Genomic DNA, 13,907 nt, shown 5'->3' on the forward strand with positions numbered 1-13,907 from the left:
GCATGTCGCTCCTGACCATCATTCAGAACGTCTGCGCGGAGATCGACCTCGATCCGCCGACGGCCGTCATGTCCTCGGCGGATCCGCAGATCATGCAGCTGCGCATTCTCTCCACCCGCGCCGGCCGCGACCTGATGCGGGCCCATGACTGGTCAGCGCTGATGGTGCGCCGGCAATTTCAGGCGACCGGCGCCAATCCGGAGCCGGACGAGCCGCCCGGCGACTGGGACCGCTTCGCCGCCAATGCCAGGATCTGGAACGTCTCGCGTCTCTGGGCGCTCAATGGCCCGGTCGAGCCGCAGACATGGCAGCGCCACACGATCCTCAATGCCAACCCGGTGCCGCAGATCTGGCGCATGGCGGCAGGCAGGCTCGACATCTACCCGAATGTTGCGGGCGAGACGATCGAATATGGCTATGTCTCCGGCTTCTGGGTGGCGGTGAATGGCGGCCCGACCGCTGCCGGCAACTGGGCGAACGACACGGATACGGCGCGTTTTCCCGAAGAGCTTCTCGAACTCTCGCTGATCTGGCGCTGGAAGCGGGCCAAGGGCCTCGACTACGGCGAGGAACTCGCCAGTTTCGAACGAACCAAGGAAGCCGCCATCGGCGCCGACCGCGCCGCAGCGCCTTTCGACCTGTCGCTGCCGGCGAGGGGCGAGGCGCTTGAGAATTATTGGCCCGGTACGATCACGGTGACACCATGACCCGCAGACCTGTCCCCCCGAACGGGCGCACCCGCCGCATTTCGCCCGGCAAAGACTGGATCGCGCCGATCGGCGGCTGGCGAACCGATGTCGAGATGGCTGACATGCCCGAAGATGCGGCCTTCCAGCTCGACAACTTCTTTCCCGAGGCCAACCGCGTGCGCGCCCGCTACGGTTTTCTCGCCTTTGCCACCGGTCTTAACGCCGACGTGCAGACGGTCATTCCCTATTCCGGCGCGACCAACAGGCTGTTTGCCGCCGCCGGCGACAAGATCTTCGACGTTACGGTGGGCGGCGCTGCCGGCGCGCCTGTCGTCTCGGGGCTCGCCAGCGCCCATTGGTCGGTGCAGCAATATACCAATCCGGCCGGCCAGGAGTTCCTGCGCCTCGTCAACGGCCTCGACACGCCGCTGATCTTCAACGGCACCTCCTGGACGAATAATTTCCTGGTGGGCACGGCGGCACTCGCCACCCAGAACGTCGCCGTGCGCAACACCGCCTATACGCTGAGCTTCTTCGGCACTGGCACGGTCACGCTTTCTGGCGCCTTCTCAGGCAGCTTGAACGGGACGGGCGCCGGCAACCGGGTGTCGCTCTCCTTCACGCCTGCCGCCGGCACGCTTGTCGTCACCGTGACGGGTTCGGTCACCAATGCGCAGCTGGAAAAGGGCTCGGCCGCCACGCCTTATGTCGCCTCGACGATGATCACGGGCATAGCGGATGCCTCGCTGTTTGCCGCCGTCACCGCCTATCGCTCGCGCCTGTGGTTCATCGAGAAGAATTCGACCAATGTCTGGTACCTCGCGACCGACGCCGTTAGCGGCGCGGCTACCATTCTGCCGGTCGGCGGCAACATGAAATATGGCGGCACTCTGGTGGCGATCAATGTCTGGACGATCCCGGTTGCGACAGGCTTGCAGCAATGCCTGGTGCTGGTCTCCTCGGAGGGCGAGGTGATCGTCTTCCAGGGATCCGATCCTTCAAGTGCTTCGAACTGGGGCCTGATCGGCACCTTCAAGCTCGGCCGGCCGCTCGGCAGCGACCGCTGCCTGCTGTCGGTCGGCGCCGATCTGGCGATCATGACGACCGATGGCATCGTGCCGATCACCAAGGCGGTGCAGCTCGATCGCGGCGCCACCAGCCTCGGAGCGATTACCGCAAGAATCGGCCCGACATGGCGCGAGACGGTGGCGGCGGCCGGCACGACGTCTGAGGAGTGGCAGCTTTCGAGCTTTCCGGCGCGGCAGATGGCGATCGTCAACCTGCCGTCCTCCTTCGGCCCCTATCAATATGTCATGAACACCGAAACCGGCGCCTGGTGCCGCTTCGTCGGCATGCCGGCCTCCTGCTGGGCGACATGGCAGGACCGGCTGTTCTTCGGCGCGGCCGACGGCACGCTTTACGAGGCGGAGGTCGGCGCGAACGACAATGGCGCGGCGATCGACGCGCTGATGGTCGGCGCCTGGAGCCGCTTCGGCGACGGGCTTTCGACCAAGCTCTCGAAGCTGATCGGGGTGACAGCGCAGATCGGCGTTTCGACGCTGATGTATGGCGGCATTTCGGTCGACTACCAGACCAAGGTGCCGACCGCGCTGCTGTCGTCGGTCGAGAATAATGCGGCGGCGAAATGGGGAACGGCGGTCTGGGGTGTCGCGAAATTCCCCGGCATTTCGCTGGTGCGCAAATTCGCCTCCGCCGGCGGCGCCGGTTCGGCGCTCGCGCCGACGATCCGGGCGCTGATCTCCGGCTCGTCCGGCTCCGTCTCGGAAGCCGCCGTCGTCGGCGGCTCGGTGCTTTACGAGAGGGGCGCGCCGATTTGATCGTCTCAGAACCCAGCGCCGAGATCGCCGCCTGGGTCGGAGCCAGGATCGGGGTGGAATTCCATCCGCCCTATACCACGCTCGCCCACATCGACCGCGGCCGGATCATCGCCGGCTTCGTCTTCAATGTCTGGACCGGCCACGATGTCGAAATCTCGCTCGCCGCCGACCGGCTGTCGCTGACACTGATGCGGGCGGTGTTCGATTATGTCACCCGCCAGCTCGGCTGCCGCCGCGCCACCTGCCGCACCCGCGCCGACAACGCCAACGCGCAGACGCTGCTCGCCAGGCTGGGCGCTGAGCCGGAAGGCCGCCAGCGCGGCTATTTCGGCGATTGCGACGGCCTGCTTTACGGAATCATCAAAGAGGATTTTCCCTATGGTCTCCACGCCAAAGGCCCCGAAGGCGCCTGATCCGACCCAGACCGCAGCGGCGCAGACGGCCACCAACGTCGACACCGCCATCGCCAATGCGGGCTTGAGCCACACCAACCAGTACACGCCGGATGGTTCGCTGGAATACAAGGTCACCGGCTACCAGACGATGAAGGATCAGAACGGCAAGAGCTACCAGCTGCCGACCTATTCCGCCTATCAGACCTATTCGCCCGAGAACCAGGCGATCTACGACCAGACGCAGCAGACGCAGCTCGGCCTTGCCAGGCTCGCCAACGACCAGACCGGCAAGATTTCCGGCATTCTCGGCACCAATGTCGATCTCAGCGCCGGCAATGTCGACAAATATGTCAATGACCACTGGCAGTCCGGCTTCAACAACCAGTGGGACCGCGACCAGGCGAGCCTCGAGCAGAGCCTGGCCGACAAGGGCATCTCGATGGGCTCGGCGGCATACGACAACGCCATGCGCGATTTTTCCACCCGCAAGCAGGCCGCCTCCGACCAATATCTCGGCGACATGTATTCGAATGCGCAGAATTCGATCCTGACCGAGCGCAACCAGCCGCTGAACGAGATTTCGGCGCTGATGTCGGGCTCGCAGGTGCACCAGCCGAACTACGTCAACACGCCGACGACGCAGCTGCCGACCGTCGACCAGGCCGGCCTGATCAACGAAAACTTCAATCAGAAGATGGGCCTCTACGACCGGCAGGTCGCCCAGTCCAACGCCGCAATGGGCGGCCTCTTCGGCCTCGGCGGAACACTCCTCGGCGGCTGGGCGAAGTCCGACCGGCGGCTGAAGGAAGATATCAGACGCGTCGGCACGCTTGACAACGGCCTGCCGGTCTACGCCTTCCGCTACAAGGAGGGCGGCCCGATGCAGCTCGGCCTGATGTCCGACGATGTGCGCAAGACGCATCCGGACGCGGTGTTCGAACACGCGGACGGCTTCGACCGCGTCGATTACGGAAGGGCGGTGGGCTGATGGCATATATTTTCGGCGGTGACACCGGCAAGACGCAGAGCGACGTCAACGACCAGCGCAAGCGGCTGGCTTACGCCATGCTGCAGCAGGGGATGGATATGAGTCCGGTGCAGTCGCCGTGGCAAGGGGCGGCGCGGCTGGCGCAGGCGCTGATGGGCGGGCTGGAAATCAGGCAGCAGGATGAAGAGCGGCAGGCGGGCACGGCCAAGGGTCCCGCCGCGCCACCGGGCGTGCCTGCCATTCCGCCAGCGAAGCCTCCCGGATTCCTGTCCTCGCTGTTCGGTGGCAAGCGCAGTGTTCTATGACGATGTTGGAGCCCTCTTGCTGTCAAGATGGCTAGCGCCCGCGATCTAGGCTCACTCGCCGTCGGCCTCTTCTACCGAACGGGCAGGGGTCTCTTCTTCAAACCAAATTCCCATGAACAACCTGCAAGTTCGGCCCTTCTGAAGGCCCTCGCCAACGCGAGCGTCCCACCGTGGCTAACGCTATGGCGATCCAATCCTTGCAAGGCTCGCGAAGCTGGCGTGCGGCTCCGGTTCGCTCCGGCCGTCCCAAGACCGAGGCAGACTTTCAAGTTGCTGTTCGGAAGCTTTGTCGAGCCAATCACCATCCCCAGGAGATCATAATGTCAGATACAAATAGAGCACCGGTTGCACCACCGAGAAAAGTTGCCGAGCTTAGAAATGACCCTTATGCCGGGCAGTCCGGCGACCTCTCGGTTAACAACGCCGTACGCGCCATCGCCCGCGGCACCATCGCCGGTCCCTATCTCGATGAAGCGAGCGCTGGGACAGCTGCATTTCTGGCGCCCGTTGCTGACCCAGTGCTGCCTGATTTTTTGTTTCCGCCACTGCCGGGCCGAACGTTTGAAGAGCGGTATGATAACGCAATCGCTATTCAACGCGGGATGGATAAAGCCTTCGACGACCAGCATCCCTATATCTCCACGGCGTTGCAAGGCATCGGAGAGCTGGCCTCTGAAAAAGCGTTTAAGTTGCCGTCGGGCAAGGCGAGCGACATCGGGTTCAGTGCTGTAGAAGGTTTTGGCGACGGGGAAGGTGGCTTCAGCAACCGGATGGAGCAGGCCTTTCGTAACGCTGTCGAAGAGGCTGTAAAAGCATTCGGCATGGATGCTTTAAGGAAACGTGGCATCATGCCAGCGGAAGCCGATCCGGAAGCTGGTCGTAAAGCAGGCGCGAAGTCTGCTCTTACGCGCGCGCTTCTTAGAGTCAGCGGTCGAAGCGGCGGCGGTGGTGGTGGTGGTGGTGGCTGGTAACCGATACCCTTCTAGCTGCCCACAAAATAGCAATCCCGAGCGCCAGTGCCCGCCTTAGTAGAAACGGCTGGGTTGCCATGCCCGCAATCTTGGGGTGGCCGATCCAGGCTGCCGATCTCCGCGCGCTCAAACCCGTGCAAATGCGGCCGCCAATCCCGACCGCCTTCACCAAAACCACGATGGCCTCGCAACACGCGGGGCCTTTTTCTTTGGAGACGATGAATGCCCCGGAACCCATCAACCGGCGTCTATTCGAAACCCGCCGGAACAACGCCTTCCGTTGGCCAGGTCATCGACCCGGCGCCATGGAACGCGCTGACCACCGACCTCGGCAACGAAATCACCAATTCGCTGCCGCGCGACGGCTCGGCGCCGATGGCCGCGCCGCTCAAGGCAGCAACTGGCACGGTTTCGGCACCGGGCATCGGCTTCGCCTCGAACCCGCAGACCGGGATCTATCTCAAGGGCGGTGGACAGCTGGGTTTCACCCAGAACGGCATCGACATCGTTTTCGATAAAGCGTCGGTCTATGCGGCGAAATCAGGCGCTTACACCGCGCTTGCATCCGACGACAACGCCGTCCACCGCTTCACCGCGGCCGCCACGCTCACCCTGACCGCAGCGGCCACACTCGGCGCAAACTGGCACTATTGCGTCATCGCCGATGGCGGCGACGTGACAATCGATCCCAGCGGGTCGGAGACGATCGACGGCGCGGCCACGCTTGTCCTCAAAGATGGCTACAGCATCGAAATCATCTGTTCCGGCGCCGCTTTCTTCACCAACAAGCTCTTCGCCAGGATCCAGAGCAAAGCGGACAGTTCGGCCGTCGGCGATTTCGTCGTCGGGCTCATCCTTTCCAATAACAGCAGCAGCCCAACCACCCATGTCGATTTTTCCGCGGGCTCCGCCAGATCGGGGGCGAGCTTCGTTGCCAGCGCCGCCTCATTCACAAAGCGGGTGACGGGAACATTTGCGGCGGGAACAGGCGCGGGCGGCCTCGATGCCGGTGCCGTCGCAGCAAATGCGACATACTTCGCCTATGCGTTGCGCAAGGACGCCGACCTGACTTTCGACGTGGTTCTCTCGACCTCGGCAACGATCGCCGGCGTCACCACAACGCTGCTCACCGGCTATACCATCGTCAAGTGCATCGGTGTGGTGCTGACGGACGGAAGTTCGAACATTCGGCCGTTTGTGATGTATCCGAGGGACGAGTATACCTTCGTGACGCCGGTTAAGGATGCGATTAACGTGGCTGTCTCAACGGCATCTGCCCTATTGACTTTGACTGTCCCCAACGGGGTGAAGGTCAAAGCCAAGCTGCGGTTCCAATTCACCTCTCCCTCTGCCACAAATTCCGCATTGCTTTCGGATCCAGCGCAAGGCGTACTCATCGCGGGCATCGTGGGTGATGGTGGCAACGTCGGTGCCGTTCAAGTTGCAAGCAATTACGCTATAGGTTCTGCGGAGATATGGACGAACACCAGCAAGCAGATCCGGCAAGTAGCTGGTGCGGCCGGCACCGTTTGGATGTGGACTGATGGGTTTCACTTCCCTTGCGGAAGAAGCGTATGAAGCTTTCTGTTTCAGAAGACGAATTTTCCGACTCTGATTTCCCGACAGGCTCTTTTCTGAGGGGAGATCTAGATACTTCGTGGGCGGTCGCCGGCAAGCGCTGCGATGTGTTCTTAGTAGAAGACGAATTTCCTCGAGTGCCAGCCACGCTGGCAGTTACCGACCTCAGGGCCGCGCTGAACTTCTAAGCGCCGACACCACTGGAGACACCCATGCTACCTCTAACTGGCGCGGTGCGAGGCGCGCCTGGAGCATCCGCCTTATGGCATTGGCGCTGCTCTTCATCGTCCTCGAGCCCTGAACGGGATTGTTCAGACCTTCGTGAACACTCCCGTTACTCAAGGCGCTTCCGAGATCGCAAATCTACACTCAGGCGATCGGTTCAAGCCGGATAGACTACACCATTATGACTTTGCGCTGTCGGGACTATCGGGGCGCTTTTAAATCTCCCGGGAAAGCTGTAAACGCTCGTCTACGACGACGGAGCTGGTCAATGAGTAAGCAGTTAATAAGGGCGATCGTGCCAATGCCCGTAAGGGCCGCGGTTTCCGCATGGCGAAAGCGTGAAAAGGTCTACTGGTCGTGGGGACGAGCGGCTGCGGCGGCCGGCAACTATTCCAGTGGGAAGCTAACTGCTTTTCGGGTGGAACGGTCGCAAAAAATACTCGGAAGAGAAGAGCTTTTCCTAAAGCCGTCGGATGAACTCCTTTTGGCCATGGATTCCGCGGCCGGCCGATTCGTCGATTTCGGTGGATCTGCTGGCGAAATGTGCACGGTGCTGCAGCGGAGATTTCCAGCTTGGTCCTTCGCCGTGGTCGAAACAAAAGCGATGGCGTCAGCGTCTCAAGTTCTGCGCCCGTCGATCTCATTCCTTGATGAGATGCCGGATGAGATAGACGTTTTCTACAGCAGCGGGACATTGCAGTATCTGGCCAATCCCAATGACGTCTGGCGGCAGGCGCTTTCGAGAACAACAAGCTTCGCATATCTGGCCCGCAATGCATTTTCCAAACGGAAGAGGTTCACGGTCCAGACCTCAAGGCTTTTCGACAACGGCGCTGGTCCAGTGCCGGAAGGCTTCGAAGATATGCCGATTTCTTACCCGCATCAGACGCTTTCGGAAGCTACCGTGATCAAGATTGCTGACAAGGCGGGGTTTGACCTTGCGGCCCGCATCGCCGATCGAAACGGCGGCGTTACCGGTACCAACGGAAAAGTTTACGGCGCAGACCTCTTGTTCAAGAGACGATAACTCGCGCAGAATAAAACGGATGCAAAGGTGGCTCTTCGGGGTCGCCTTTTTCTTTTCCAGGAGTAAGTCTCATGCTCGTCCACAACTGGCGCGCCGTGCTGCGGCGCGCCTGGAGCGTCCGCCTTATGGCCTTGGCGCTCGTCTTCATCGTCCTCGAGCCCGTCACCAATGTCGTCGCCACCGCCTGGGTTTCCCACAACCTCTACATCCAGCTCGCCATGTCGGCGGCATCCGGCCTCTTCGCCGCGGCGGCGATCGTCGCCCGCATCTTTGTCCAACAGACAATCTCAGGAGAACTGAATGGCAAACCGCCTGTAGAAGGATAGTGCCGCAGCCGCCATGGCCGTGGCGCTTGTCGGCTCGTTCGAGGAGTTGCGCCAGGATGCCTATTCCGATCCTGTTCCACAGGGAAAGCCTCGGACGATCTGCTACGGCAATACCAATGGCGTCAAACCCGGGAGCTGCGGTGCCGCAGAATTTTTCAAAGTCAGGACACACCTGGGCGTAAATCCACAACCAGTCGTTTGGTTGGCAGCGACGGATGAGGCCGGCTGAAGCCTTTGATCATTTCCTTAGTAGCTACTCATTTCGACGGTTGCTGACCGCATCAACGCGTATTGTTATGCAAACATTCGGCGATGTTATGTTTGACAAATCCAGAGCCCTTAGCGACAGTCAGCGCGCTTCCTTCACAACTTGCTCGCTCAAATTAAGGAGCGCGCCTCCGGAGAAATTGGTGCAATATCAGGCCATTTCATCGGAGCCGTCGCAAAAAATGAAAGACCCATAGGAAGGTTCAGGCCATGCGGAATCAGAGCAAAAAGTTTAGTCTAAAACCTATTAACCCGGACACCTTCGACGTCGCGAACCGTCTCGAATGCGATGGTGACAAAGCGCGGTTCGAGAAGAAGATGGTCAAATCCGCATCGAGGAAGAAGGGGTGCTCGGCGTGACTCTGCGATCGGTTTTGAAGGCGCTAACCCCGCCCATAGTGTGGAGTACCGTTCGGAAGCTCAGGGGTTGGCATAACCCAGCGGAGCCGATACAACCGGGTTCAATGTTCAGCGGAGATTATACTTCTTTCGAGGAAGCAGCCCGCAATGCCGTTGGGTACGACGACCCGAACGCGGGCGCCGCAGCCGCCACGCGGCTTGCGGCCATGATTACTGGAACAAATCCAGTGGAAATCGACGGGCGGTTCCAGCAAGTGCATTCAGCCCTTTGCATCGTACGCGAAAGAATCCAAAAACAGCGGATTTCCGTTCTGGATTTTGGCGGCGGCAATGGCAATTATTATTTCCGTCTCAAGGATTATTTTCCCGAAGACTGCTTGGACTGGACCGTCGTCGAGACACAAAACATGGTGCAAGCCTGCGCTCCAATTGGATCGGATCACGTTACGTATCTCACGGATATCCCGGACGGTCGGCAATATGATGTCGCATTGGTGAGCGGGACATTACAATACCTGCCCGACGCCTATGGTCGGCTTGACCGCATAATGTCTGCTGCCAAATGGATGATCTTGACCAGATTGCCCGTGCGGGAGGCTCTTGACGACAAATTTATGGTGCAAACGGTGCCTTCCCACATTCACAACGGCTCGATGCCGATTCAGATGTTCAGCGATGCGAAAATAAGGACTGCCATCAAGACGCGTGGCAGGGTAGAGCAGACCTGGCTGGTCGCACTGGATGAGGGCTCCCTTGCACCAGTTGAGGCTAAACCTGTCGGGTTCTTGATCCAAATTCACTAAGCTGGCTGGTTGACAAACATAGTATCTCCTCACGGGTTAGTTTGAGTCTTGTGTCTTCGCGCACGGATAACAATGGCGATTGCCGGACTTTCCTACCAATACATCGAGAAACCTATTCCGCCTGCAGGATCGTGCCCGTCCCGATAGGTCGCCCGAGATCGATCTGACCTGACTATGGGCTCGCTCTGGCGGGCCGTCGTCGTTTCCATCCTATAACCTGAGCCGCCCCACGTTCGGTGCGAGTAGCCGAAGCGATGCGCGTGGCAACAGGTGCTTGTTACGCGTTGTAGCGATCATTGTGCGCTCTGATATCGAGCGTGTTTATCGACAAGCGGCCAAAGACTTCTGCCGCTCCTCGCCCACGCGAACGCCGGGCGAATAAAACGGACGTCGGCCGAAGCCTGCACAATGCCTTTTACGCAGGCTGAACTGGGCGTCCCACGACACCTGCTCAATGGAGACACCCATGCTCGTCCACAATTGGCGTGCAGTGCTCAGGCGCGCCTGGAGCGCCCGCCTCACGGCGTTGGCGTTGCTCCTCGTCACTCTCGAACCCGTCACCAATTTCGTCGCCACCGCCGGGGTGTCCCGCGACCTCTACGTCCACCTCGCCATGTCGGCAGCATCCGGCCTCTTCGCCGCGGCGGCGATCGTCGCCCGCATCGTTGTCCAGCAGACAATCTCAGGAGAAGTGAATGGCAAACCGCCTGCAGAAGGGTAGTGCCGCCGCCGCTATGGCCGTGGCTCTTGTCGGGTGCTTCGAGGGGCTGCGGCAGAATGCCTATCCCGATCCGGCCACAAAGGGGCCACCCTGGACGATCTGTTATGGCAGCACCAATGGGGTGAGGCCCGGGGATCGCAGGACGGTGGAGCAGTGCAAGGCGCTGCTGGCGCTGGAGCTTCAGACCTATGCGCGCGGTATCGAAAGCTGCGTGCGGGTGCCGTTGCCGGATGCGCGCTACGTGGCGCTGACCTCGTTTGCCTACAATGTCGGCGTCAAGGCGGCCTGCGGTTCGAGCGCGGTCCGGCTGATCAATCAGGGCAGGACCGCCGAGGGCTGCGAGGCGCTCCTCAAATGGAACCGCGCCGCCGGCATCACCTTTCCCGGCCTGACGCGCCGTCGGCAGAAGGAACGCGCCTTCTGCCTGGAGGGCAACTGATGTTCGGCCTTCTCGATACGCTGAAGATGGCCGCCGGCATCGCCGCCGGGCTCGTGCTCTATCACCTCTATGCCGTCTCGATCGGCTATCCCTCGGCGGCGCGCCAGGCGCGCGCCGGTTACGTCGTGCTGGCCGAGAAGGCTGCCGCCGAAGCCAGGGCGGCCGAGATGGAGCGTCAGCGCGACGCGGCGGCCCGCACCAGTGAAGAGCATCGCAAGCGGCTGGAGGCGGCCAGGGCCGCCGAGCAGGCCGCCAGGGACACATTGGAAAACGAGATCCGCTCCTATGAACTCGAGCTTTCGGAAAAGAACCGCGCTTGCGCTGTCACTGCTGCTGATCGTCAGTGGCTGCTCCGCCACTGAGCGCCTGAACAGGGCGGCGGTTGCCAAGGGGCAGGCTGCGGCCGGCATCGTGCTGCCGTCGCTGCCCGACGATCTCAGAAAACAGGAAGCGCATGCGCCCGTTGCCGAAGGCGAGCCGCTGATCGCGATCCTCGCCCGCGAGCGCCAGGCGCTCGACCGCGCCAACGCCCGCCAGGGGCGCATGGTGCAATTCTACGACGACCTCACCAGCCGATACGGAACACGCCGATGATGAATGCCATTTCGCTTGCCCTTGCCAATCCGCTGCTGAGCGGGACGGGCGGCAGTGCCGGAGATCCCGACCGCTACATGTTCTTTGCCACCCGCAACCGCATGCCGTCGGGCGGCATCGTCACCGCCGCCGCCGGCACGAATTATGTTTGCACAAAGATCGTCGTCAACACGCCGCAATATAAGACCAGAACCTTCCGCTTTCACCTTTCCGGCTTCGCCTCGACGGAAGGCGGAAACTCGCCTCAGGAGACTGTTGTCACCGGCACCATCGGCACGCCGGGCAATTCGGTGGTCGCCGACGCCATGTTCATCCGCGTCGCCGGCATCTTCTATCAATGCACCTTCGCAGGGCTGAACGCGGTGACGGTTGCCGACCAGACGAATGGCGCCTGGACGGACGAACTCACCATTGCCGATGTCGCGCCGGAAAGCGAAATCGAAATCTGGCTGTTTTATCACACCGCCGTCGGCGAGAAGATCTGGCCGGTCTACCGCATCCAGAAGCATCGCGGCGAACGTGTCTGGGGCGCCGGCGATCTCGCCAGCCTGCTTGCCTTCAAGGATACGCCGCTCGCCGACAGCACTGCCGCGCTCGATATCAATTATGGCCTGCAGACGCAGCCGCAATATTGGGGCGCCGATTTCATGGTTGCCAAGGGTGATTGGGACGGCAGGCCGGTTGCCCTCGGTTTCGTCGACAGCATCGGCGAGGCGCGCCAGGAATATTCTGCCGCCGCCGACAGCCGCGGCAATCTCGGCTGGTTTCGCCGGTGGCTTGACAAGGACGGCGGCGCCGGACGAATTCCGCATTGCCTGATCGGCATGCCGGGTGCCGGATCGGCGCGCGAATACACCGGATCCGGGTCGTCCATCGCAACCCGGCGAAGGGATATCATCCGCGAAATCAAGGCGTTCAACGGCAACAAGCTGCCGTTCACCGTCATCGCCAACCAGATGGGGCAGAACGATACCTCGACATCCTACAGCACCTGGTTCAACACGAATTACAGGGGCTTGGTCGGTCGCATCCGGACGGAGTATGCCGACGTCAGGATCGTGGCCTTCCCGCCGCTCGGCCGCACGACGATCACGCGCAACGTTACGCTCACATCCGTTGGCACCGTCGCCACGGCGACCATCGCAAGCGGCCTCAACGGTCTTGTGACGGGGCAGACCGTCAGTATTTCAAACGCAACGCCGACGGCCTACAACGGGAACTATGTGATCACCGTCACCGGTGCGAACAGCTTTACCTACGAGTTCGCCGGCGGCACGTCGCCGGCAACCGGATCCATTACGTGCAGCGATCTCGGCTTGCGGGCCGAATATCAGGTCTATGGCGCCAACAACAGCTGGCCCGCGGACGGCACGGACGCTTCCGGCAAATGGCGGCTGCACGATGATATCATGGCGCAGACATTGGCCTGCTGCGACGCGGCGATCGACACCTATGGAGCCTGGGTCTCGCCGTCCAGAGGCGGCGTCTGGCCCGGCATGCTGGAGCTTGCGAGCACCACCGTGACCGTGCAGGCCGGAACGGATGGTATTGCCACCTACAACACGATCGTCGTCGCCGATGCCAGCCTCTTCAGACCGGAGCAGACGCTGCACATATATTCGGGTCCGGATGGCGTCGCCCGTCTCAGCACCCAGGTCGTCGGCAGCATCGCCGGCAACGTCATCACCTATCAGGGAGCGAGCGCCGCCATCCTGCCGGTCGGCTCGGTGGTGCGGCCGGCGCCGTCGGTCGGAGAGCTCTCGCCGCTGTCCTTCATTCACCCGCAGCCCATCATGATAGACCGCATCGCGAGCGGGATTCCGCAATCCGAAAAGCTGAAATTCAATTCGTAACAGGGTGCCGATATGACATCGAATGACGATATCCTGCGCGCTCTCGGGCGCGTGGAGGGAAGGCTGAGCGGCATCGAAGAAAATGTTGCGCTGCTGCGCCAGGAGATGAGCGACGAAAAAGCCAATGCTCATGATGGAAGGGCGGTGATCCACAAGCGCCTCGACGAGCAGGCAAGGCAGATCGCCCATCTCGATACGCGGGTGGCGATCAGCGGCGGCGCCGATCAGCAGATCCGCGCCGAGATCGGGACGCTCAAGGAAACAGTCGAGAAGAACCAGGAGACGGTCGGCCCGGCGCTCGAGGAGTGGAAACGGATGAAATCGATCGGCTACGGCATCTCGGGGCTGATAGCCTTTGCCGGGCTGGCGACCGGCGGCATCATCGCCTATGCCAGCGACGGGGCGGTGGCGGCGCTCAGGCATTGGTTGAAGATCAGTTGAGGTGAACGCGGCAATCCCGGTGAAGCAATCCCAGCTAACGGCGATATCAGTACGCAAACAGACATTTCCAAATTTTAGACGTTGCTA

General features: G+C 61.4%; 17 protein-coding genes and 1 pseudogene. All 18 read left to right on the forward strand.

Going from position 1 to position 13,907, the window contains the following annotated elements; genetic code table 11:
• Positions 1-2 precede the first annotated feature (2 nt).
• The 18 genes and pseudogenes from A7X77_RS04535 to A7X77_RS04620 all read left to right on the forward strand — a co-directional run bounded on the left by A7X77_RS04535 (position 3) and on the right by A7X77_RS04620 (position 13,820).
• Complete coding sequence (locus tag A7X77_RS04535; protein ID WP_064681822.1) at positions 3-707, forward strand: hypothetical protein; 705 nt, start codon at positions 3-5, stop codon at positions 705-707.
• Positions 704-2,527, forward strand: coding sequence for a hypothetical protein (locus tag A7X77_RS04540; protein WP_064681823.1), 1,824 nt, complete (start codon positions 704-706; stop codon positions 2,525-2,527). Before A7X77_RS04535 ends, A7X77_RS04540 begins: the two co-directional genes overlap by 4 nt.
• Positions 2,524-2,940, forward strand: a complete 417-nt coding sequence (locus A7X77_RS04545) for a GNAT family N-acetyltransferase (RefSeq protein ID WP_064681824.1) — start codon at positions 2,524-2,526, stop codon at positions 2,938-2,940. The genes A7X77_RS04540 and A7X77_RS04545 overlap by 4 nt, the downstream gene beginning before the upstream one ends.
• Positions 2,906-3,910: a tail fiber domain-containing protein gene (locus A7X77_RS04550; protein ID WP_064681825.1), complete on the forward strand. Its 1,005-nt coding sequence runs from the start codon at positions 2,906-2,908 to the stop codon at positions 3,908-3,910. Before A7X77_RS04545 ends, A7X77_RS04550 begins: the two co-directional genes overlap by 35 nt.
• Complete coding sequence (locus tag A7X77_RS04555; RefSeq protein ID WP_197486787.1) at positions 3,910-4,215, forward strand: hypothetical protein; 306 nt, start codon at positions 3,910-3,912, stop codon at positions 4,213-4,215. Before A7X77_RS04550 ends, A7X77_RS04555 begins: the two co-directional genes overlap by 1 nt.
• Positions 4,216-4,535: 320 nt before the next feature.
• Positions 4,536-5,186 carry a hypothetical protein gene (locus tag A7X77_RS04560; protein ID WP_064681827.1) on the forward strand — a complete coding sequence of 217 codons (651 nt, stop codon included), beginning with the start codon at positions 4,536-4,538 and terminating at the stop codon, positions 5,184-5,186.
• Between the two features lie 222 nt (positions 5,187-5,408).
• On the forward strand, positions 5,409-6,764 hold the full coding sequence (locus tag A7X77_RS04565; RefSeq protein WP_064681828.1) for a hypothetical protein: 1,356 nt from the start codon (positions 5,409-5,411) through the stop codon (positions 6,762-6,764).
• On the forward strand, positions 6,761-6,952 hold the full coding sequence (locus A7X77_RS04570) for a hypothetical protein (protein WP_064681829.1): 192 nt from the start codon (positions 6,761-6,763) through the stop codon (positions 6,950-6,952). Before A7X77_RS04565 ends, A7X77_RS04570 begins: the two co-directional genes overlap by 4 nt.
• Positions 6,953-7,257: 305 nt before the next feature.
• The gene (locus A7X77_RS04575; protein ID WP_064681830.1) at positions 7,258-8,016 is read left to right on the forward strand and encodes a hypothetical protein; all 759 of its coding nucleotides are present in this window, start codon (positions 7,258-7,260) and stop codon (positions 8,014-8,016) included.
• A gap of 71 nt (positions 8,017-8,087) precedes the next feature.
• Positions 8,088-8,342: a hypothetical protein gene (locus A7X77_RS33370; RefSeq protein WP_064681831.1), complete on the forward strand. Its 255-nt coding sequence runs from the start codon at positions 8,088-8,090 to the stop codon at positions 8,340-8,342.
• Between the two features lie 13 nt (positions 8,343-8,355).
• Positions 8,356-8,475: pseudogene (locus A7X77_RS32960) on the forward strand (lysozyme); the annotation flags it as partial.
• A gap of 598 nt (positions 8,476-9,073) precedes the next feature.
• On the forward strand, positions 9,074-9,772 hold the full coding sequence (locus A7X77_RS04590; protein WP_156668081.1) for a methyltransferase, TIGR04325 family: 699 nt from the start codon (positions 9,074-9,076) through the stop codon (positions 9,770-9,772).
• Between the two features lie 466 nt (positions 9,773-10,238).
• Positions 10,239-10,493 carry a hypothetical protein gene (locus tag A7X77_RS04595; protein WP_064681834.1) on the forward strand — a complete coding sequence of 85 codons (255 nt, stop codon included), beginning with the start codon at positions 10,239-10,241 and terminating at the stop codon, positions 10,491-10,493.
• A complete protein-coding gene (locus tag A7X77_RS04600) occupies positions 10,468-10,932 on the forward strand; it encodes a lysozyme (RefSeq protein WP_064681835.1) in 465 nt (154 codons plus the stop codon). Before A7X77_RS04595 ends, A7X77_RS04600 begins: the two co-directional genes overlap by 26 nt.
• Complete coding sequence (locus A7X77_RS04605; RefSeq protein ID WP_064681836.1) at positions 10,932-11,294, forward strand: hypothetical protein; 363 nt, start codon at positions 10,932-10,934, stop codon at positions 11,292-11,294. Before A7X77_RS04600 ends, A7X77_RS04605 begins: the two co-directional genes overlap by 1 nt.
• Positions 11,295-11,298: 4 nt before the next feature.
• Complete coding sequence (locus A7X77_RS04610; RefSeq protein ID WP_064682308.1) at positions 11,299-11,526, forward strand: hypothetical protein; 228 nt, start codon at positions 11,299-11,301, stop codon at positions 11,524-11,526.
• Positions 11,523-13,379, forward strand: a complete 1,857-nt coding sequence (locus tag A7X77_RS04615) for a hypothetical protein (RefSeq protein WP_064681837.1) — start codon at positions 11,523-11,525, stop codon at positions 13,377-13,379. Before A7X77_RS04610 ends, A7X77_RS04615 begins: the two co-directional genes overlap by 4 nt.
• Before the next feature lie 12 nt (positions 13,380-13,391).
• A complete protein-coding gene (locus A7X77_RS04620; protein WP_064681838.1) occupies positions 13,392-13,820 on the forward strand; it encodes a hypothetical protein in 429 nt (142 codons plus the stop codon).
• Positions 13,821-13,907: the final 87 nt, after the last annotated feature.

Origin of the sequence: Rhizobium bangladeshense (assembly GCF_001662075.1) — a bacterium.
GTDB classification, from domain to species: domain Bacteria; phylum Pseudomonadota; class Alphaproteobacteria; order Rhizobiales; family Rhizobiaceae; genus Rhizobium; species Rhizobium bangladeshense_B.